Genomic DNA, 20,626 nt, shown 5'->3' on the forward strand with positions numbered 1-20,626 from the left:
GCTGGTTCACCGCGCCGTCTGAAGCGCTGCCTCGAGCTTGCGGCCGAGCGTTTCGTAGGTGCGTCGGGTCGCTTCGTCGGGGGCAAACGAAAGTCCGTGATTGATGACGCCGACGGCACGGTCGAGATGGCCTTGGGCAGCGAGCACGATCGCGGTGCGCGCGATCACGGCCGGTTGCTCGGGGAAATAGCGCACTCCGGTCAGGAGGTGATTGAGGTCGATGGCGCTGGGGGGCGATTCGCACTCCATCCACACGAGGCCGAACAGCGCATACGCTTCGGGCAACGGCGGGTCGCGTTCCAAGGTCGCACGCAACAGATAGAGAATGGGACCAATTTGTTCGAGGGTCAGGTGAGCGTCGGAGGGCAGTCGGCTGCGCAGCTCGTCGTAGCGGAGCTGCGCCAGCACTTGCAGGGCGCGCGGGCGATCCACGCCTTGGCCGATGGCGGATTCCAACTGACTGCGGGCCGTTTCCATGTTGCCCAGGTCGTATTCCAGTAGTCCCGAGATGGCATCGAGTTCGCGCGTGTCGGAGAGTTTGCGTCGAGCGGGCTCGAGTGTGGCCATCACTTGTCCGTGGTAGGAATCGAACAGGGCGGGATGCTGCCGACGCACGTAGTCAACCTCCAGGCGTTCCCACTCGGATCGCATGCGGGCGACTTCCAACGGCGTGGCGCGTCGTTGCCGGTAGTCGGGCGGCGCTTCCAATCCCTCGATGGGCAGGACCACAGGCTGAGTCAGAGCCTCCGTCAGAAAGTCACTGACGCGGTCGCGCGCCTCGGCGTAGTCGAAACCGAAGGAGCGGGTGAAGCTGCGTTCGGTGCGGCCGGCGACTTCGCAACGGTCGATGTAGGCCCAGAGAGCGTCGCGATGCGCGCTGTCATCGGCAAACATGGCCCACCGCACCATCAGCGCGGCTTGTTCGCGCCACGCACGGAGTGGAGCGCCCGAGAGATCCGTGGGGTTGAGCTCGAAAAAGCGCGGGAAGGGAATGATCTCGCGGGGATAGTCGGACTCGAGCCGCAGTGCTTCGATGTCGGCCGGCGAGCGCCAATGATTTGATTCGATGGAGATGGACTGCGTGCTGATGGCACTGCGGGCGTAAAGCTCGACAAATCCGTGCACGAACCACGCGGGCAGTGTAGGTGCCCGATTGCCCAGGAGGAAGCCGATGCGGTCGGTGGTGAACACGAGATTGAGGCGGTCGCGCTCGGCGGCGATTGCGATGTCCACTTGGCTGAAACTATCGGTTTTGAACACCTGACCGAAGTCGTATTCGGGGCGGCTCTGGAGGTGGTGGGTGGCGAAGACCACCGTGCGATCCCGGTCAACCAGACGCAGGTTGGGAATGGAGCGGACGTAGCGGCCGGATGCAGCGGCTTGCTCGCGTTGGGCTTTGAAAAAATCGCGCAGGGCATTGTCGCTCAGCTGCGTGCCTTCCTCGTCCTCCACGAGAATGAGGATTTGAGGCAATTCGCTTTTCCACAGGTATTTTTCGGGGATCAAACGCGCCAAAATCTGTTTCTGGCGGTGGTAGTTGCGGGCGAATTCAGGGGCCGCAAGATCGGAGCCGGTGGAGAGGATTTCCAAGTCGGTGTCTTCGAGGTAATACCACACCTTGGTGCGAGTGCCTTGCTCCACGATAAATGGGGGGAGCATGACGGCATCGCCCTCGGGCGCGGCGGAAGGGGACGGGCGGGGATCGAAGCGATCTATTTGACCCGGCCCAGCCTGTGGCGGGCTGCCGGGAAACTGAGCCCCGGCGGAGCAGGCGAGCAAGGAAAGGATGAGGGAGAGCCGCCGTCCGCGACCGCGCATGAAGATCTTCATCGCGTGTCCTCCTTCACTTCCACGGCGGTGCCGACCTGGACGTCGAAGTTGTAGAGATTCTCATTAAAGAACCGCGCCACTTGCAGCCACACTTCGGGCTGTTGATCGATAGGTCGACTCCACGCGTGAGCGGAAATTTCCCAGTAGTCGGGTGGATTGCGGGCGGCATCCAACGCTCGTCGCAGGGCGGTGGCGTCGGCGGTGGGCGCGTGGGGGTTGTGGATCTCCTGACCGATGAACACTTCGGCTTTCAAGTCGTCGATATGGTTGAGCACCGAAAGCGACTCCCGGTGATCGATAAGGGGCTCGAAATACCACCGGGCAAAGACGGAACGCGGATGCACGGGGGTGACTTCAATCGCGTCTTGCATGACCAACATGGCGTCCAAGCGGGCCTTGTTGGCCCAATATACGTCCTCCCACATGGCCCCTTCGCTTTCCGCGTTGGAGGCGGCGTCGCGATCAAAGGACTGCAAGCGAGTTGAGGCCCGGCCTTCGGGGGTAAACAAATTGACCTCGGTGTCGTCTTCCTCCTCGACGGTTCCGTCCGGCAGATTGCGCGGATCGGACTCCTCCGCCGATTTTGCAAACGAGCTCAGAGTAGAGTTGGCTTGGTCGAGGTAGTTGACCGCGTTTTCCACCAGTTCGAGATTGCGGTTGCGACCTTCGGGGAGTTCGCGAGGCGGTGGAGCTTCAAGCAGGCGGTCGATGTTGTTGAATCCATTGAGTGACACGACGCAGCGGATGCGATCGGGCAGCAGTTGAGCGGTGCGCAGGGCGAGCCAACCACCATAACCGACACCAATCGTGGCCACGCGTTTGCGGTCAAAGGGGTGGCTTTGAGCCAGTTCATCCAACGCGGCGGCCACATCGCTGGCCGTGGCTTGATCGGGGGCTTCGCGCGCCCCCAACAGGAGTTCACGGCCCAATCCGGCGGTGCCGCGATAGTTGAGCTGCAAGACGGCGCAGCCGAACTCGGCCAACATTTGCACGGGACCGGAGAAGCCTTGGGGAGCGGTCTGCCAGGGACCATCTGCGAACATCACCAGGAGCGGCGGTTTTTTGAGCAACGGCGTCCGCGGGGAGGTGAGCTGGCCGGTGATACGTCGGCCATCCGGGGCCTGCGTGGCGAACGCGATGGTGGGGTGCAGGGTGCCGGGCTCCAGCCGCGGGGCTTGGCGCAGCTGCTCGATCCAGCGCTGGTCCGCACGATCGTAAATGAAGTAGCGACCGGGATCGCTGCGGGATTCCACGTGAACGAGGTAACGCGTCCGTGCATCGTCCCAGTTCAGAATGGTGGCATGTCGACCGCGAAACTGGGTGTTGATCTCGTTCTGCACGGAGGCGAGGGCATCGTCGAGCCACTGCACGCCCGATTCAAAATCCTGCGTGCGCACCCCGACGACGGCGTGGGTGGCGCGGTCCAACACCAACGGCGAGGGGGGAAGTCGTGGCCGGAAATCGGTGTAATAAACGGCGGCGTTTTCGGCGCGCACGAACCGCTCGGTGCGGCCGATGGCCCGCGGGGAGATTTCCGCGGCGGGATCGACCAGATCGAGCGCGTTGCTCGTTATCGCAAAGTCGGTGCGCTGCCCGGTGGTCAGATCCAGGGCGTAGACGCCGAAGGTATCTGATGCGGCGTTGGACGTGTAGTAGAGCAGGTTGGGATCGGCGGCAAAACCGAGGGGAATGCTGCGGCGCGACCAGAGTTGATCCGGCGGAGCTTCAAACGTGGCGGCGATTTCCGGCGCGATCACGTCTTCGAGATCACGCCAGCGTTGCGGACGGCCCTCGGCATCGAGCACGCGGATTTGCCATTGGAAGGGCAGGGTGGTGCGGTCCTCCTGCAGGCGAATGCGTCCGGTGCGGTCGGAGATGGTGCGCATCGCGGGGGTGGTGATGCGCACTTCGTCGAGGTATTTCCATTCGCCGGAAGCGAGATCGAGCCGAGCCGTCACGAGAAACGCGTTGCGAATACTGTCACCGGCGACGCCTTCGATGATCACGTGATCGGGAAGTTGGGAGTCGAGATTGAGCAGTCTCGCGGGGCGATCCATTTCGTAGGTTTGGTAGGGATCTTCCTCGCGTCTCCGCGTGATCAAGGCCCGTCCGCCGATCCTGACCTTGAAACTCCGAGGGGTGATGAGCGATCGCACGCGGTCCTGGCCCAGCTCCACGGCGCCGATCACCCAGTCTTCGGTGGCGATGACCAGTCGCTCGGGTGAAGTCCATTCGAGGGCGATGATTTCGGCCGTCGCCATGTCCCCGAGTTGCACGTCGTGGACCTCGCTGGGGTGGTCGATCGAACGGATGTCGATTCGCGTATACGGACCGTCGGTCACGGTGTAGGCGAGGTGGCGGCCGTCGCGGGACAGGGTGGCCAACTTCGTGCGCATGGGGGCGAGTTTGATGGCCAGCGCCTCCGCGTTGGCCACGGGGCGGCCTTCGAACCGCAAATGAGGCAGGAGGGCGGTGAGGTCGTGGGAGGTGATCAGAGGGCGCTGGGCCACAGCCGGGCCAAGGGCGATGACTAAAAAGAGAAGACAAAGCCGGGATCGCAACATGGGGTCGAAAGGTCCGCGGGTTGGAAGTTGGGGTAAGGGAAACGCGGACCTCAGCAGTGGGACCGGTTTGGCGGGTCTGAGTTCCGTGCGGCCGCACTCAGGGCGGCGGAAGGAAATTCGCCAGCTGGGCGCGCAACTCGTCATAAGTGGCGGCCGACTGCGCATCCCGGCAACGGGTGCGCGCATAGTCGACAATCTGGAGCGCCGAGCGGACATTGCCCCGGTTGGCTTGGAGCAGGGCCATGCGGCCGATCACGGCGGGATGCTGGGGAAAGAGGCGGGCCCCCGTGGCGAGGTCGGCGATGTGGCGGCGCGTGAGATCCACATCGGACTTCAGCCACAGCGTGGCCATTTGGGCGTAGATTTCAGGGAGGGCGGGCGAACTGTCGCGGGCCATTTCGAGGGGGAATGTCACGGCGCCGATTTTGGCGGCGTCGATCGGCTGGTCGGCGGGCGTGGCGGCGACGAGTTCGAGGTATCGCAGCTGTGCCAGCACCTGGAGCACCCGGGGGCGTTGGATGCCGCCCGCGACCGCCGCTTCCAGATCCGCCCGGGCGGTTGCGATGTTGTCGGCCTCGTATTCAAGTAATCCCGACAGCGCCCGGACCTCCAGGGAATCATCGGCGTCTCGCGCGCGGGCAACCGTGGCCCGCGCCCGACCGAGATAGTTGTCGACCAACGCGGGCGCGTGCTGCCGCACGTAATTGGTCTCGAGGCGCTCCCACTCGCCTTGGATGAGGTAAGCGACGCCGGGCAGGGCGCGCTTGATTTCAGCGGGCGGGGCGTCGTCGAATTCGGTCGGCGCGACGGCGAACGATTCAACCACCGCCGCGGACAAATATGCGCTGAGTCGATCCCGCGCGTCCGAAAATCCGAAACCGAAATGCTGCCGGAAAACCGGGTCGGTCGGTTCGGCCAGCTCCAGATCATCGACGAAGTTCCACAGCGCGGTGCGATACGCGCCATCATCGGCGAACAGGGCCCAGCGGACGAACAGTGTGGCCTGCTCTTGCCAGCGTTGGCGGGTGTCCGGATCGAGGGGAGGGGGGGCCTCGAAAAACGCTCGCAGCACCATCAAGTCGCGCGGGCGATCGGGGTCGAGACGCAGGGCGTCGGCCTCGGCGGGGGAACGCCAGGTTGCGTTGGTCAGCGTGAAGCTGTCGTTGTCGAATCGGCAACTGTCATAGACACCGGTGAGACCGACAATCAACCATGCGGGCAGAGCGGGACTGCGCAGACTCAGCAACTGGGTGAGGCGGTTGGTCGTGAAATAAAATCCGGCCTCGGCCGCATGGGACCGCCAGCGGGGGTTGTAGTTGCGATCGAAATACGCAGTCGCCCCGAAAGCGCTGGACGGTGTTTCCTCGGCCTCGTCCTGGAACGCGAAAACCACGCTCGAATCGTGACCGGAAAGGCGAAGGTTGGGCAGAAAACGCTGCTTGTCGTTCGCGCGGTCGGTGGAAGCACCTTGCTTTTGCTGCAATTGATCGAGGATGGCGCTCATCGCCTGGTCGGTTTCGCGCCGCTTGTTTTTGAGACCGACGATGATATGGCGGGTGGGCAGGTAGGGTTCCCACAGGTAGCGATCGGGCACGATCTCGCGCACGAGCTGCAATTGCCGGAAATATTGGTGCACGAAACTACGCGCAAAAGCCCGGTCGTGGGTGGTGATCAACTCCAGCTTGCCCGCGCGGGCGTAGGTCCAGCGAATCGGACGGGTCGCGGGTTCGACGAACACCGGCGGGAGCGTGACCACCTCGTCGGGTGCCGCGGAGGCGGGGTTTTGAGCGTCACCCAGCGCGACGAGGCCAAACAACAGCAGGGCGCTTCCCGTGCCCCGGGAACACAGCTTTTTCAGCGTCATGGGACTTCGCGGGTGGGGCCGATTTGGACGTCAAAATCGAGCAGGTTTTCGTTGAGAAACTCCGCGACGCGCAGCCATACCTCGGGACGTTCCGAGATGGGCCGGCTCCAGGGCGCGGACGGCAGCTCCCAGTATTCGACCGGACGATTCAGCCGGGCGAGACGGTCCCGGAGCTTGGCGGCGGCCGCGATTGTGTGATCCTCACGATCCGGTGACACGCACAACAAAACCGGGGCGCGCAAATCGTCGAGGTGGGCCAACACGTCGTAGGCAGGATTGTTCTCGGCGGCCTCGCCGAAATACCACTGCGCGAAGCGGGTCCGGAGGGATACCGGCGTGGGCTCGTCATGGTCACGCATGCGCTGGGCGATCTGCAGCCGTTGCGGACGATTGTCTGCGGCGGCGAAGGGGTCGGCGTCGGCGCCAAACCCTCGCTCGGCGAGTTGGGCTGCGGGGGCGTTTTGATCGGTGGCAGAACCGCCGGTGGCGAGTTCGACCGTGCGATCAAAGTCGGCCTTCATGGCGTCGTGCATGGCGAACATGTCGCGGGCGAGTTCCAGGCCCCGACTGTCGCTTTCGATGCGTTCGCGGGGCGGCGGCGAACGGAAGAGATGCGCCAGATCGTTGAAGCCGTCGAGAGAGGCCACGCAGCGGAAGCGATCCGGTTGCAGCTCGGCCACGCGCAGGGCGAGCCAACCGCCGAATCCCTCGCCTACGAGTGCGATTTGTCTTGGGGCGTAGCCTTGTGAGTCGCGCAACCAATCCAGGGCGCGTTGAAGATCGGCGGCGGCGGCTTCGTCGGGCGAGATGCGTCCGCCGTTGAGCAGGTCCCGTCCTCGGCCCGCGCTGCTGCGGTAGTCGATTTCGAGGACCCGACACCCGAGCTCGGCCAGCAAATGCGCGGGGGCGAAACGGGCGTCGGGCGCGAGTTGCCACGGCCCGTCGCGGAAGTAGCAGATGAGGGGCGGATGCTTACTCCGTGGTGTGTGGGGGATGGTCAAACGCACGGGGAGGAGGGGCTCGACTTCATCGCTGATCGCAGTCGTTTCAACCCGATGGGATTGGTCGGCCGGGATATCGGAGTTGCGACGCAGGAACTCCACCCAACGGGCTTCCTCGCGGTGGTAGACGATGTATCGGCCGTCGTCGGCCGTCGTCGATACGTTGAGCAGAAACCGCGTGCGATCATCGTCCCAATCGATGACCTGCACACTGCGATGGGGAAAATCGTTTTGAAGCTGACTTTGGAGGGTTTGAAAGAACGAATCGGTCCAATAAGTATCGATGGTGGAGTGGGGGAGACGTGCGCCGACGAGATCGCCGGTGGCGCGGTCATAGATCAAAGGATCAACTGGCGGAACGGCGTTGAAATCCGTGTAGTAAACGGCGGGATTGTTACGTCGTTGCGCACGTTCGTGGCGACCGAGCGGTCGGGGTGCGATATCGGTGACGGGAGCCGCGAGGTCGACCCTGGCAACCTCCACGTCAAAATCGCCCGATTCGCCGGTCGTGAGATTGATGCTGCGAAGGGCGAAAGTGTCGCGAGCGAGGTTTGAACTGTAAAACAACACCGACGGATCGGCGCCAAATCCGAGCGGGACGCTGCGATCGTTCCACAAGTGGGCGGTATCGGCATTGAATGAATGGGCGAGGTCCTCGGGGAGCGCATGGCGGAGGAGTTTCCAGCCCGGACGGTGACCTTGGCCGGGCGGATCGCGCAGGCTCCAAGTGAGCGGCAGCTGGGTGCGGTCGACTTGGAGGCGGTAGTAGCCCAGTCGATCGGCGAACACGCGGGTGGCGGGTGCAGTGATGCGCACCTCGTCGACGATCGTCCATTGGCCGGAGACGAGGTCGACGCGGGCGGTGCTGGCCACGGCGTTGCGCAAGTTGGTGCCGGCGACGCCTTCCACGATGATTTGGTTGGGCACCTGCCAGTCGACGTGCAGCAGTCGCGGCGGTCGCGGCATGCGGTCGAGATTGAGCGGGTTCTCGCGGTCGCGCTCGTTGAGATCGCCGGCGACCATGGTCTCAAATCGTGATGCATCCAGAACGACTTCGACCACGTCCCGGCCCAGGGTGGCGGTGGCGATGGCCCAGTCTTCAGTGGCCAATACCAGGCGATCCGGGGCGGTCCAGGCGAGGGCGACGATGCGAGCTCCGCGGGTGTCGCCCAGATAGATGCTTTGTTTCGGGTAGGGCGGGTTGACGGCCACTACGTCGATGCGGGTCTGGTCGCCTTCGGTGAGGGTGTAGGCCAGGTAGTAGCCGCTGCGCGAAAGGGTGGCCAAGTGGGCGCGGGGCGGCGCCAGTTGGGCCATGAACCGACTCTGCTGCGCCAGTTGCGGTTGGGCGGGCGAGATGAGGGCGAAACCGCTGCCGAGAAAGGTCAGCGCAAGAAGACGAATCGACCGGAGGAACGGGCGGGGCATCGAGTGGGGCAGGGGTGGGGAGAGGCGAAAGGGGCCGAACGGGTCAACCGGTGGAGACGAACCAGTCGGAGATGCGTCGCCAGACCGCGTTGGACGGCCACAGCAGAATGACCCACACGATGATGGCGTTGATGTAACTGAGAAACACCGCCGCACTCGCCATATCCTTCACGCGTTTGGCGAGCGGGTGGATTTCGGGTCGCAGATAATCAATGGTCCACTCGATGGCCGAGTTGAGCAGTTCGACGATCATGATCAGGATCAACGCGGCGATCATGACCGCGGTTGAAACGGCGTTGACCGGCAGAATGATCGCGAAAGGCACGAGCAAAATGACGAACAGCAGGTCCTCGCGGAACGACGGCTCGTGTTTCAGGGCCGCAAAGAAACCCTCGACGGCGAAGCGAATCGACGCGACGAAGTTGCGCACATCGCGGGTTTTATTTTCCGCATTACCGCCGGCGGAAATAGTCGTCCCCGACGGCATTGCGGCCGGGGGAGGTGAAGCAGACGGAGATTTGTCGTCAGGCGCGCTCACAATTGCGCGGGATCGTTACCCGATCCGCGCGCGGGCGAAAGGACGAAGTGAGCGGGAACTTAATCAGGCCGCCGCAAACGACAACCGACGGGCGGGGCGACGCACGCCAATTACGTTGCAGCAGAATTCCACCAACTCATCGCGATAGCCGCAGAACTCCAACACGCGGGACAGGAAGCGGCGCTTCGTGGGCGTATCGATGTTCATGATGGCCCAGAAGTGAGTGCCGGGAATCTGGCGCGCCTGATTGTGCCGGCATTGGGCGACGATGTCCTCGCGGGTGAGGCTGAGGTAGCGGCGACCCCGGTTGAGGGATTCGATGTATTCCTCGAATTCTTCCGGATGCTCTTTCGCGACCCAGCCGAGAATCGCGAGGTATTTGTCGGCATCGGTGAATTTGCTGCGAAAGCTCGCGCTGAGCAGGTAAGTGGTCAGCGGATCATCCTGCGAGGCGTGCGAAACAGGGAGGTGGAGCATACCCGCCAAGACGTCGTTGGGCGTTTGGTTGAAGTCGGTGGTGAGCCGCTTGAGGGCGGAGTATACGTCATCAGAAACTTCGATGTGCTTCATGGCTCCACAGGTTGGACCGGTCCGGCCCTCAGGCGATGCGGCTGCGATAAAACGGCGGATCTTTGCGACGAATGGAATTTGAGCTGCGACGAAATATTTTCCGTCGCAGCCCCCATCGGCCCTTAACCGGTTGGCGGAGCGGGGGGATTGAGGTCAAACTGGGAGAAATCGTTCACGATGTCCGGGTAGCGTTTGTCCTGTTTGTAGATCTGCAGAATACGGGCGTGCTGGGCGTCATCCGTCGGAAAGATGCGCGGTTTCTCGCCCTTGAGAAAGAGCCCGGTGTAGGAGCGACGGCGGTCAACAATGCGACGAATCACGAGCATGACGATGACATGCTAAATCCCAAATGTCGGAAATCCCAAATCCCAACGGCAGATTTCCGCTTCGGATGCCGAAGCTTCGACGACAATGGGTAGGGATTTGCAGAGTTGAGTATTGGGGTTTCCGACGCCAACGGCGTCGGCGTTAGCGCCAGTCGTAGTTGAAGCTGATGGAGATGCGTTCCTCGGTCACCTGATTGGCGGGGACCTCATGGCGCAGCCAGCTTTCGAAGAGGATCACATTACCGGCTTCGGCGGGGTAGGTGACGAAGATTTCGTTTTCGGGGCGGACCTTTGCCCGACGGGGAGGTGCGGCCATGAAGCGGTCCAGACGCGGGTCCTCGAACTTGATCCCGGGACACCCGCCCGGAGTCTGCACGTAATAGGTGCCGCTGATGAACGAGAGGGGGTGCAGGTGCAGGCCGTGAGTCGTGCCCGGGGGCATCATGTTGACCCAGCAATCGGTCATGTGCACATCGGCCCCCCGGAGATCAAAATCGAGCGCCTTTGCGTAGGCTTTGACGTGTTTGGTGAGCTTCCGCTCCAGCGCCTCGAATGTGCTGGAGAAGCGGTGGAGCTGGTTCATGGAAGCGTAGCTCGTATACCCACCGGGGTAGTTCTGCTCGGACCACTTGCGGCCGTCGGTGTCGAACGCGCGCAACTGGTCGCACTCGGTCGCCAGTTCATCGTTGAATTTGGCAAGACCGGTTTTCTGCAAAGGCTCGCAGTGGATGTAGGTGGGAAAGTGGAGACGCACGGGCATGAACGCAGTGAAAGGACAATTCGGACGGGTGCAGAGCGAAAAATTGAGTCATGGGTTGTCTTTGGCATCGGAGGTGCACCCTTGTCCGCCATGCTGAAACGACGTTATTTTTGGTCCCTGCTCATCCTCACGGCCGCCGTAGTGTTACCCGGGAGGTCCGAAGAAATGCCCGCCGATGATGGCGTATGGGACCTTACAGAGCTTTACGCCTCGCCCGAAGCCTGGCGCGAAGCCCTTGAGGAAACCAAGGCCGCCATCCCGCATCTGGCGGCTTATCGCGGTCGTTTGGGGGAAGGCGGCGCGGTGCTGCAAACCTTCATGGATGAAGGCACCGCCGTGTTGAAGGAAGCCTACCGGCTGTTGGTCTATGCCACGCTGTCGGGCGATATCAACGTGGCCGACTCCACCGGTTCAGAACGCCGGTCGCAGGCGCAGCAACTCCTGACGGATCTGAGTGCGGCGACCAGTTTTCAAAGTCCGGAACTGCTGTCGCTGGGGGACGATCGAGTGTATTCATACCTTCACGACACTCCCGGCTTGGCGGACTACCGTTACCAAATCGAGGAGGTGTTGCGCGGTCGTCCCCACACGCTCAGCGAGGAGGCGGAGGAGATTCTGGCCAACGCGAGCAGCGCGACCAGTGGTCCGCGTGACGTGCATTCCATTCTCAGCAACAGCGACATCCCGTGGCCGACGATCGTGCTGAAGGACGGCACCGCCGCCACCATCGACCAAGCGGGTTATCGCAAATTGCGAGCACTGCCCGATCGTGATGATCGCAAGGCGGTCTTCGACGCCTTTTGGTCCACCTACAAAACGTTCGAGGCGACGTTTGGCGCGAACTACTCCAGCAAAGTCAAAGCGGATGTGTTTTACGCCAAGTCCCGCAAATACGACAGCTCGCTCGCGCGTGCGCTCGACGGCGCGAACATCCCGACCGAGGTGTATCACACCTTGCTCGCCGAGGTGGACGCATCTTTGCCGACGCTGCATCGCTATTTCCGGTTGCGCGGTCGCATGCTTGGAGTCGACCAACCGCGTTACTACGACATTTATCCCGACCTGGTGTCGCTCGATAAACCGTTTCCGCTGGCGGAAGGTAAGCGCATCGTCGAGGCGGCGGTCGTGCCTCTCGGAGAAGATTACGTGGGCAAGCTCACTCACGGCATCAACTCCGCCTGGATGCATGCGTATCCCTCCAAGGGAAAACGGTCGGGCGCATACATGTTCGGCGCGGCGTATGATGTGCACCCCTACGTGCTGATGAACTACCAGGACGACTACGACTCGGTCTCGACCCTCGCCCACGAATGGGGTCACGCCCTGCACTCGTTGCTCGCCCAGGAGAGCCAGCCATTTGTCAATGCGGGCTACGCGACCTTCACCGCCGAGATCGCGTCGGTCGTCAACGAAGTGCTCCTGCTCGATCACATGCTGGAACTCGCGGAGTCCGATGACGAAAAAATCTTCTATCTCGGCAGTGCGCTCGAAGGCATGCGCGGCACGTATTTCCGCCAGGCGATGTTTGCCGAGTTCGAGTTGCGCACGCACGAGCTCGTGGAAGACGGCGGCGCGATTTCCGGGGGCAAGATGACCGAAATCTACGGAGAGATTCTCGAACGCTATCACGGTCACGACGAAGGTGTGCTGCTCATCGACGACGCCTATGCGCTCGAGTGGGCTTACATCCCGCACTTCTACCGCAACTTCTACGTGTTCCAATACGCGACCTCGATGGCGGCGGCCAACCTCTTCGCCGACATGGTGCTGACGGGCGAAAAGGAGAAAGTGGATACCTACCTGAATCTCCTCCGCGCGGGCGGCAGCGACCATCCTTACGAACTGGTGAAAAGCGCGGGCGTCGATTTGGCGAGTCCGGCTCCTTACCGTTCCACCGCGGCGCGCATGGACGCCATCATGGACCAGATGGAGGAAATCCTCGCGAAACAGGGGCGATAGCGGCGGTCCTCATCTTTCCTCTTTCTCGTTACGCTTTATCTTTATTTTCGTTCTTGATGCCGCTTTCGAGCGGGGAGAACGAAAAAGATAACGAACAACGAGAACAAATCGGAGCCATCAATGGACGCCGCCCATGAGGCGGCGCACCCACGGCACCAGCGCGAACAATACGGCGGTGGCGACACCGACCCAGATGGCTTGCGTGAGGAAAAAGTCGGTCAGACTGGCGGGATCGTTTTCGTCGAAAGAGCCGGCAAGCAAACCGGCGAGTTTGTTGCCCAGGGCCGCCGCGAGGAACCAAATGCCCATGACGAGGCCGGTGAGTCGCGCCGGTGCGAGTTTGGTCATGGTGCTTAAACCGACGGGACTCAGACACATTTCGCCCGTGGTCTGCAGGAAGAACAATCCCAACAGCCAGATCGGACTGACGAGCCCATTGGCGGTGAGCTTGGCGGCGGGAATCATCCAGACGAAGGACAACGCCACGAACAGCAGACCGAGCGCGAACTTGGTCGGACTCGACGGTGATTTGGTCCCGAGCCTGATCCACAGCCACGCAAAACACGGTGCGAGGATCACGACGAAGATCGCGTTGACCGACTGCCACCAGGCCGACGGATACTCCCAGCCGAAAATGCTGTTGTCGGTCAGTCGGTCGGCAAACAACTGCACCGAAGAACCCGCTTGTTCGAACAATGCCCAAAAAACCTGCGCGGCGAAGAACAACACGAGGATCGCGGCGATCCGTCGACTCTCGACGCTGGGGCGGAAGGCGAAGAATAGAATCGCCAGGATTTGCAGCGCGAAGAGTCCGATCACGATGCCTTTGTAGCGGTCGGCCAATACCATGACACCGATCAACACGGCTGAAGCGATGGCTACCAATCCGAGTTTACCCCAGGGCCGCGAACCGTCGGCGGTCGGTTCCGGGGCGTGGCCCACGTGAGCGAGGGTGTGGCGGCGGCGCACATACGTGATTAATCCCAGTGTCATGCCCACGCCGGCGGCACCGAAAGCGAAATGCCAGCAGCTGCGCGGATCGATGCCCACGCTGCTGAGCAACTCGCGAAACGACTCGGCTTGGGCGAGGTAACCGCAGGCGATGGCGGAAAGGAACGATCCGAGATTGATGCCCATGTAGAAGATGGAAAAACCCGCGTCGCGGCGGGCATCTTCGGGCGAGTAGAGGCTGCCCACCATCGTGGAAATGTTGGGTTTGAGCAAACCCGTGCCGATGGCCACGAGCCCGAGGCCGAGAAAGAACGTCGCCTGCGTGGGCATGGCCATGGCGTAGTGACCGCTGGCGATGATGACGCCGCCCCACAGCACCGCGCGGCGCGAGCCGACGAAGTTGTCGGCGAGGAACCCGCCGAGAATGCCCAGCAAATACACACTCATGGTGTAGGTGCCGTAGATGGCGGCGGCGCGTTCGGTCGTGAGCCCGAGGCCGCCGTCGGCGATCGCGAGGGTCATGAACAGCACGAGCAAAGCCCGCATGCCGTAGTAGGAGAACCGCTCCCACATTTCGGTGAAAAACAAGGTCGACAGACCACGCGGGTGGCCGCCGATGCCGCCGCGATCGGAGGTGGAATCGATCGGAGCGGAAGGAGATGTAACTTGACTCATACGGTGACTGATTGACCGCGAGGCAAGCGAAGGCGCCGCCGATTGCGACGCCGAAATGGCCGACGGGTTATTCGAGGGCGGCGCGCGCGGCGGCCAGCAGGTCCTCGGCATCGACGCGCGTGCGGTAGTCGGGATTGGCGTAAGAGAAGGCAATCGCGCCCTCGCGATCGAAGATGAAGGCCGCCGGCACGGGCAACCAATGTTGGCCCTCGCTTTCCGGCACGGGGGCGAGGTCGATGCCGTGCTCCAGATAGCGCTTTTGCAGGTTGGTCGGCATGGCATAGGCGAGCCCCAGCCCCATCGACGCGTGCATGGCACGGTCCGAATAAAGCAGGCGATGCGGAGTATCGGTCGGCGCCTCCATCAGCAGTTTCTTGAGCGTCTCCGGCCGTTCGGGACTAATGGCGACGACTCGATAACCGAGCTCAAGCAGGGCAGGTTCCAACTCGGCGATCTCTCCCAGATGTGCCGAACAAAACGGACACCAACCACCGCGATACACGATGAGCACGGTCGGTTGCTCGCGGACCAATGCGAGCAAATCCACGGCAGTGCCTTCGGGGGTTTGCACGGGAACGGCCGGAGCCATCGTTCCGGGTTGCGCGGGCGCAGTGTTTTCGGGGCCCACCGGCAGGCTGGCGGCGGGCAGGGTGACGACGGAGCCGAGGAGGATGACGCAGACGAAAAAAAGACGCATGGCCTTGAGAAGGTCCATGCGTCGAAGTTATTCCCCTTGAAATCGGGGGCGGTAAAATCAGTGCGAGGTCTCGACGGTCGCACCCAGGGGCTGGTCGATATCGGCCAACATGGCGGTGAACCATGGGGTGGCGGGATCGAACGGCTTGCCGCCTTTGATGCGCGGAAACTCGATCGCCCGCAGCACGTTGTCTTGATCCTCGTCGTGACCGATGACGCCGCCTTCGCGACGCAGGGAGCAGTCGACGGCGACATCCACGCAGGCCTTGATGAGATCAAGGTCGGCCTGATTGGCCGGGGCGGCGCGGGCGTAGTAGCCGCTTTTTTGGACGAGGACTTTTTCGGCTCCGATCATTTGCGCAAATTGTTCGCCGAACCATTTGCCAGGATTAACGGCGTCGAGTTTGACGTGACCGAACGCGTCGCGCGGGACCTCTTCGCCGCGGGCCTGCATTTCGGCGACGATACTGTCGAGACCGGCGCCCTCACTGATGAAGATGTTCACGTTGTCGTGGGTGTCCATGACGGCGCGCAGGCGCGTGGCCTCGGCTTCGAGGTCCAGGGCCATTTCGGGGATGAAAATGCCGTGCACATCAAGATTCTGGCGGGTAAGACCCAGGCCCGGCACGAAGGCTTCGAGATCGAGCAACTTGCGGTAGGCTTCGGCAGTGGCGGCGGTGAGCCAGCCGCAATTGCGTCCCATGACTTCGTGGATGATGAGCATGCGCGGGTTGGCGTTGTGCTCGGCCACGACGTTGCGGAAGAAGCGGGCGCCGTGCTCTGCGGCGGTGTAAGCCCCCAGCGATTGGCGGATGGGAAAGACATCGTTGTCGATGGTCTTGGGGAGGCCGATGACGGTGAGCGGGTAGTCGTGCTTGGCCAGGTAGGCGGCGAGATCGGCGGCGGCGGTATTGGTGTCGTCGCCTCCGATGGTGTGGAGCACGTCAACGCCGTCCTTGATGAGTTGGTCGGCCGCGATTTTTTGCGGATCCTGACCCTCGGCGACGAGCCCGCGTTTCACACAATCCTTCACGTTGGTGAGTTTGACGCGGCTGTTGCCGATGGGGCTGCCGCCGTGGCGATGGAGGATTCCGGCGCTGGCGCGCTCGGTGGGGCCGACAACGTAGCTGTCGCCCAGGAGCAGGCCTTTGTAACCACCGCGGTAGGCGATGATTTCGATATCGGAGGCGATTTCCGTGTAGCGTTCGATCAGGCCGCCGACGGCGGAGCTGAGACAAGGGGCGAGCCCACCGGCGGTGAGTAGAGCGACTTTTTTGGGTTTGGCTGGTGCGGTCATAGCGGCGATAGGCCGCTACTCCAAGTCACCCGCTGGCGTCCGTCAAACCGGCAACCATTTCTCGAGGCATTCCGCGAGTGCCGAGCGTTTCAGTGGTTTCTCCAGCACGGCGGTAAACCCGCTGGCCAAATAATCCTCTTTCTCATTCTGCATCACCCCGGCGGTGAGTGCGATGATGGGCGTGTGGGCGTTGGCGGGAAGGGCGCGCAGTTGTTTGGTGGCGGCGCGGCCGTCGAGCACGGGCATTTGAATGTCCATGAAGATGAGATCCCAAGTCTCAGCGGTGGCTCGGGCGACGGCTTCTTTGCCATCGCGCACAGCGGTCACTTCGTAACCGAGCAAGGCCATCATCTTGCGAATGACGATGTGGTTCACGGCATCATCGTCGGCGACGAGGATGCGCACCCCGCGGGGCGATCGCACGGTGGAATCGGCGGGGGCGGATAAGGCTTCCTCGTGTTCGCCGACAACGGGAAGGTCTATTTCAAAGGAAAAATTCGATCCCTTGCCCGGCGTGCTTTCGACCGTGATATTCCCGCCCATATGTCTGACGAGTCGTTGCGAAATGGCCAATCCCAGTCCGGAGCCGCCGTAGCGTCGCGTGGTGGACGTGTCGGCCTGACTGAAGTTCTTGAACAACCGGTGGAGGGAGTCGGCGGGTATGCCGATGCCGGTGTCGGACACGGCGAACGCCAAACGAGCGGTCGGCGCGGATCCTTTGGCTCTGGGCTGACCGCGCACGGTGACATCGATGGAGCCGCGTTCCGTGAACTTGATGGCATTGCCCACGAGGTTGACCAACACCTGCCGCAACCGCAGGGGATCCCCGTCGACGCGAGTCGGCACGTGGTCATCGAGTGAGGAGTGGATATCGATGTGTTTGGCGGTGGCTTGGGCGGAGAGCAGGGCGATGACCTCGGCGACCAGCTGGTGCGGATCAAATTCCACGTTTTCGAATTCCAACTCGCCGGCCTCGATGCGGGAAAGGTCGAGAATGTCGTTGAGGAGGCGCAGGAGTGAATCGGCGGAATTGGCGGCAATTTCGATTTGCTGCGCCTGGGTGGGGGTGGGGGAGCTGTGCCGCAGGATGTCGAGCATGCCGATCACACCGTTCATGGGCGTGCGGATTTCGTGACTCATGATGGCGAGAAAATCGCTTTTGGCCCGATTGGCGGCTTCCGCCCGGTCTTTGGCGACACTCAAGGTTTCGACGAGAGCTTCCTTCTCAAAATTAAGGCCGTGCAGCTTGACCAAATCCTGTCGGTGCGACGTTGCGATCCGTGTCAGAAACATTGCGTAGACAACCACACACAGGGCCAGGGTCAGGCTGCCCGATTCCTGCCACATGAAAAACTGAACCAAAATGGGGCCGAGGGACGTGGCGGCGTAGATGGGGTAGGCCAACTTGACCGAGGACAAGGAGCGGGCGGCTCCGGAGTTGAGGCCACCCACGGCCAGGACCGCGAGGATTTTTGGGAGTATCGCGTCCATCCCCATGAAATACCACCCGCCAAGGCCCCACAATAAACTGGTGACGCCGACCTCCCAAATGAAGCGTCGTCGCCAGCGCGGGAGGGCTTCGTCCGGCGGAGTCTGTTTAAAAAAGCTCCGGTAGCCGAAAGTGCGCACCGTGGTGACCAACAGCAGGGCCCCGAGCCAGACCCAAGGAAACGAATCCGTGAAATAACTCCACGTGCCAAAGATCAGCAGCACGGCGAGGGCGAAGTTGGAGAAAAGACCGAATCCGGCGGAGCGGTAAAGCAACCGGGTCAACTCCGCCTCGACCAACGCGGAAATGTCTCTGGGTGGCAGGATTGCCTCCTTTGCTGATGGGGATTCCGATGCCATGTCCGTGTATCAGAACAGAGGCTACGAAGGTAAGCGCAAGGGGATTTAGACGGCGGGGGGGAGGCCGCTGGCACCCAATCTGCTGAATAGGCTATTATGCATCGTTCTCATTCCAATTTATTGGTTGGTCGCCCGGAAAAGGGGCTGCCGATCGTCAACCAAGAGGTGTCATCATATGCGGATTGAATCCCCCCGTGAATTCGAGCGTCTGGGTGCAGTTCGCATCTACGGCCTGCAAAAAGTCTATGAACTCGACGCTGGCCCCGACTCGGCCACGCAGGAAGAAGAAGATTCCGTGGTGCGTCGCGTGTCCTCGGAGGCGATCAATTCGATCGAGCGGCAGATGGCGATCGTGGTGCCCGTGCGCAACGAACGGCTGAAACTCATCGAAGGCGTGCTCGTGGGCATACCGCACGATTGTTTGGTGATTGTGGTATCCAACAGCCCGCGGGAGCCGGTCGACAAATTTTACCTCGAACAGGAAGCCATCAAAAACTACTGCCGGTTCACGCGTAAACAGGTGGTGGTGGTGCACCAGAAGGACCCGGGGATCGCGGCGGCGTTTGCCGCCGCCGGCTACACCGAGATCCTCGACGACAAGGACTTGGTGCGCAACGGCAAGGCCGAGGGCATGATCATGGGAACGATCCTCGCCAAATTGATGGGTCGCAAATACGTCGGTTTCGTCGACAGCGACAACTACTTCCCGGGCGCGGTAAACGAATACGTGAAGGAATACGCCGCCGGGTTTCACATCAACCAGAGCGACTATTCCATGGTGCGCATTTCCTGGCATTCGAAACCAAAGGTCGTGGAAAATTCGCTCTACTTCGCCAAATGGGGCCGCAGTTCGCGCCACTCCAACATGTTTCTCAACCGGTTGGTCGGGCATCACACCGGCTTCGAGACCGAGATCGTCAAGACCGGCAACGCCGGCGAACACGCTCTCACCGTCGAGCTGGCGATGGGCATCGACTACGCCACGGGCTACGCGGTCGAGACATTTCACTACGTGCACTTGTTGGAAAAATACGGAGCGATTCTGGGCGAAGGGGATGATGCGTCGGCCCCCGCGAGTGACATGCACCACAAGGTCAAGATCAGCCAAATCGAGTCGCGGAATCCCCACCTGCATGAGTCCAAGGGCGATGAACATGTCGAGGACATGATCGCGGCCTCCCTGAGCACCATCTATCACTCCCGACTGTGCCCCGAGTCTCTGCGCGAGGAAATCGAGCAAGACCTGCAACGTCGCCACTACCTCAAGGAAGGCGATCAACTGGCACCCATGCGCGTCTACAAGAGTCTTGATCGCATGGACTTCAATGTCTTCGGCGACAAAGCCAGCGCCGTGATCAAGGTGTCGGGTCAAACCCACACCACGGTCGCGCCGGGAGCCACTGCTTCCGCGCCCGCCGCCGCCTCGACGTCGTCTTCGTCCGCATGACCACGTGCTTTGATCACGGTAGTCCGTGGTTGGTATTCACCGACCTGGATGGAACGCTGCTGGACTGGAGCAATTATTCTCCCGCGATCGCGCGGCCGGCCATGTTGCGCTTGCGCGAATTGGGCGTGCCCGTGGTGTTCTGCTCGTCCAAGACGGCGACGGAGCAGCGGGCCTTGCGGCAGGAGCTCGGCATTCGCTCCATCCCCAGTATCGTGGAGAACGGCGCGGCCATTATCGTGCCGGACTCCGCCGGATTGCCGACTGGACACTGGGATGAAGCTCCCGGCGAGCCGGGCCGGCGCGTGCTGGTCCTCGGATTGCGCCTCGATGAAGTGCAGGCGCGTTTGGCACGCGTGCGCGCCAGAACGGGACTGCCGTTGTTGGGCTATCGCGACATTGACGACGCCAAACTGGTTGAACTCACGGGCCTCAGTCCGTCAGCCGCCCATCGGGCCCGCCAACGTGATTACAGCGAAACTTTGATCGAGGAACTGCCGCACGAAACGTGGAATCTGCTGCGGGACGAGTTTGCCGCCGAAGGGTTGGAGTGCCGTCACGGTGGGCGCTTTCATACCGTCACCGGGGCGGGCACGGACAAAGGAAAGGCCGTTAAAACGATCCTGGAACTTTATGAGCGGGCGTATGAACGACCGGTCAAATCCATTGGCCTGGGCGACAGTGCCAATGATGCGCCGTTGCTGGCCGCGGTGACGCGACCGTTTCTGGTCGCACGCGAGGACGGGACCTGGGCGAATCTGCGCATCGACGGCATGGAACGCATCGGCGGGCGGGGACCCTACGGGTGGGTCGAAGCGATCGACCTGATTCTCAGTGAAGCGGGAGACCAGGGCGCGGGCGCAGCTTAGCAGCCG

General features: G+C 62.0%; 15 protein-coding genes. 3 read left to right on the top strand and 12 right to left on the bottom strand.

What is annotated here, in order from left to right; genetic code table 11:
* Window positions 1-6: 6 nt before the first annotated feature.
* From PXH66_RS02915 to PXH66_RS02950, 8 genes are all read right to left on the bottom strand, one after another.
* Complete coding sequence (locus PXH66_RS02915; RefSeq protein WP_330930329.1) at window positions 7-1,830, bottom strand: tetratricopeptide repeat protein; 1,824 nt, start codon at window positions 1,828-1,830, stop codon at window positions 7-9.
* Complete coding sequence (locus PXH66_RS02920; protein ID WP_330930330.1) at window positions 1,827-4,394, bottom strand: alpha/beta hydrolase family protein; 2,568 nt, start codon at window positions 4,392-4,394, stop codon at window positions 1,827-1,829. Before PXH66_RS02920 ends, PXH66_RS02915 begins: the two co-directional genes overlap by 4 nt.
* A gap of 97 nt (window positions 4,395-4,491) precedes the next feature.
* Window positions 4,492-6,258 carry a hypothetical protein gene (locus PXH66_RS02925; RefSeq protein ID WP_330930331.1) on the bottom strand — a complete coding sequence of 589 codons (1,767 nt, stop codon included), beginning with the start codon at window positions 6,256-6,258 and terminating at the stop codon, window positions 4,492-4,494.
* Window positions 6,255-8,687 carry an alpha/beta hydrolase family protein gene (locus tag PXH66_RS02930; protein ID WP_330930332.1) on the bottom strand — a complete coding sequence of 811 codons (2,433 nt, stop codon included), beginning with the start codon at window positions 8,685-8,687 and terminating at the stop codon, window positions 6,255-6,257. The genes PXH66_RS02925 and PXH66_RS02930 overlap by 4 nt, the downstream gene beginning before the upstream one ends.
* A 43-nt stretch (window positions 8,688-8,730) precedes the next feature.
* A complete protein-coding gene (locus tag PXH66_RS02935) occupies window positions 8,731-9,225 on the bottom strand; it encodes a diacylglycerol kinase (RefSeq protein WP_330932214.1) in 495 nt (164 codons plus the stop codon).
* 63 nt (window positions 9,226-9,288) lie between these two features.
* Window positions 9,289-9,795 carry a hypothetical protein gene (locus PXH66_RS02940; RefSeq protein ID WP_330930334.1) on the bottom strand — a complete coding sequence of 169 codons (507 nt, stop codon included), beginning with the start codon at window positions 9,793-9,795 and terminating at the stop codon, window positions 9,289-9,291.
* A gap of 122 nt (window positions 9,796-9,917) precedes the next feature.
* Window positions 9,918-10,121, bottom strand: coding sequence for a hypothetical protein (locus PXH66_RS02945; RefSeq protein WP_330930335.1), 204 nt, complete (start codon window positions 10,119-10,121; stop codon window positions 9,918-9,920).
* Window positions 10,122-10,263: 142 nt separating this feature from the next.
* Window positions 10,264-10,881: a TIGR02466 family protein gene (locus PXH66_RS02950; protein WP_330930336.1), complete on the bottom strand. Its 618-nt coding sequence runs from the start codon at window positions 10,879-10,881 to the stop codon at window positions 10,264-10,266.
* A gap of 90 nt (window positions 10,882-10,971) precedes the next feature.
* On the opposite strand from PXH66_RS02950, the gene pepF reads away from it, so the two are divergent.
* Window positions 10,972-12,840, top strand: a complete 1,869-nt coding sequence (gene pepF, locus PXH66_RS02955) for an oligoendopeptidase F (protein ID WP_330930337.1) — start codon at window positions 10,972-10,974, stop codon at window positions 12,838-12,840.
* 117 nt (window positions 12,841-12,957) lie between these two features.
* Here pepF and PXH66_RS02960 read toward each other — a convergent pair whose 3' ends face one another.
* From PXH66_RS02960 to PXH66_RS02975, 4 genes are all read right to left on the bottom strand, one after another.
* Entirely contained in the window at window positions 12,958-14,466 is a 1,509-nt protein-coding gene (locus PXH66_RS02960) for a peptide MFS transporter (RefSeq protein ID WP_330930338.1), read from the bottom strand.
* A 67-nt stretch (window positions 14,467-14,533) separates the two neighbouring features.
* Window positions 14,534-15,163 carry a peroxiredoxin-like family protein gene (locus PXH66_RS02965; RefSeq protein WP_330932215.1) on the bottom strand — a complete coding sequence of 210 codons (630 nt, stop codon included), beginning with the start codon at window positions 15,161-15,163 and terminating at the stop codon, window positions 14,534-14,536.
* A gap of 57 nt (window positions 15,164-15,220) precedes the next feature.
* Window positions 15,221-16,459 carry a pyrophosphate--fructose-6-phosphate 1-phosphotransferase gene (locus PXH66_RS02970; protein WP_330930340.1) on the bottom strand — a complete coding sequence of 413 codons (1,239 nt, stop codon included), beginning with the start codon at window positions 16,457-16,459 and terminating at the stop codon, window positions 15,221-15,223.
* Between the two features lie 42 nt (window positions 16,460-16,501).
* Window positions 16,502-18,307 (bottom strand): ATP-binding protein, encoded by a 1,806-nt coding sequence (locus tag PXH66_RS02975; protein WP_330930341.1) that lies wholly within the window; start codon window positions 18,305-18,307, stop codon window positions 16,502-16,504.
* A 175-nt stretch (window positions 18,308-18,482) separates the two neighbouring features.
* Here PXH66_RS02975 and mpgS point away from each other — a divergent pair, with 175 nt between their 5' ends.
* A complete protein-coding gene (mpgS, locus tag PXH66_RS02980; protein ID WP_330930342.1) occupies window positions 18,483-19,754 on the top strand; it encodes a mannosyl-3-phosphoglycerate synthase in 1,272 nt (423 codons plus the stop codon).
* Entirely contained in the window at window positions 19,751-20,620 is an 870-nt protein-coding gene (locus tag PXH66_RS02985; RefSeq protein WP_330930343.1) for an HAD-IIB family hydrolase, read from the top strand. The genes mpgS and PXH66_RS02985 overlap by 4 nt, the downstream gene beginning before the upstream one ends.
* Window positions 20,621-20,626 lie beyond the last annotated feature (6 nt).

Source organism: Synoicihabitans lomoniglobus (genome assembly GCF_029023725.1).
In the GTDB taxonomy this organism is placed as follows: domain Bacteria; phylum Verrucomicrobiota; class Verrucomicrobiia; order Opitutales; family Opitutaceae; genus Actomonas; species Actomonas lomonigloba.

Coding starts and splice junctions, on each gene's coding strand:
- PXH66_RS02915 (WP_330930329.1), bottom strand. CDS start 1,830: ATGAAGATCTTCATGCGCGGTCGCGGACGGCGGCTCTCCCTCATCCTT.
- PXH66_RS02920 (WP_330930330.1), bottom strand. CDS start 4,394: ATGTTGCGATCCCGGCTTTGTCTTCTCTTTTTAGTCATCGCCCTTGGC.
- PXH66_RS02925 (WP_330930331.1), bottom strand. CDS start 6,258: ATGACGCTGAAAAAGCTGTGTTCCCGGGGCACGGGAAGCGCCCTGCTG.
- PXH66_RS02930 (WP_330930332.1), bottom strand. CDS start 8,687: ATGCCCCGCCCGTTCCTCCGGTCGATTCGTCTTCTTGCGCTGACCTTT.
- PXH66_RS02940 (WP_330930334.1), bottom strand. CDS start 9,795: ATGAAGCACATCGAAGTTTCTGATGACGTATACTCCGCCCTCAAGCGG.
- PXH66_RS02945 (WP_330930335.1), bottom strand. CDS start 10,121: ATGCTCGTGATTCGTCGCATTGTTGACCGCCGTCGCTCCTACACCGGG.
- PXH66_RS02950 (WP_330930336.1), bottom strand. CDS start 10,881: ATGCCCGTGCGTCTCCACTTTCCCACCTACATCCACTGCGAGCCTTTG.
- pepF (WP_330930337.1), top strand. CDS start 10,972: ATGCTGAAACGACGTTATTTTTGGTCCCTGCTCATCCTCACGGCCGCC.
- PXH66_RS02960 (WP_330930338.1), bottom strand. CDS start 14,466: ATGAGTCAAGTTACATCTCCTTCCGCTCCGATCGATTCCACCTCCGAT.
- PXH66_RS02965 (WP_330932215.1), bottom strand. CDS start 15,163: ATGCGTCTTTTTTTCGTCTGCGTCATCCTCCTCGGCTCCGTCGTCACC.
- PXH66_RS02970 (WP_330930340.1), bottom strand. CDS start 16,459: ATGACCGCACCAGCCAAACCCAAAAAAGTCGCTCTACTCACCGCCGGT.
- PXH66_RS02975 (WP_330930341.1), bottom strand. CDS start 18,307: ATGGCATCGGAATCCCCATCAGCAAAGGAGGCAATCCTGCCACCCAGA.
- mpgS (WP_330930342.1), top strand. CDS start 18,483: ATGCGGATTGAATCCCCCCGTGAATTCGAGCGTCTGGGTGCAGTTCGC.
- PXH66_RS02985 (WP_330930343.1), top strand. CDS start 19,751: ATGACCACGTGCTTTGATCACGGTAGTCCGTGGTTGGTATTCACCGAC.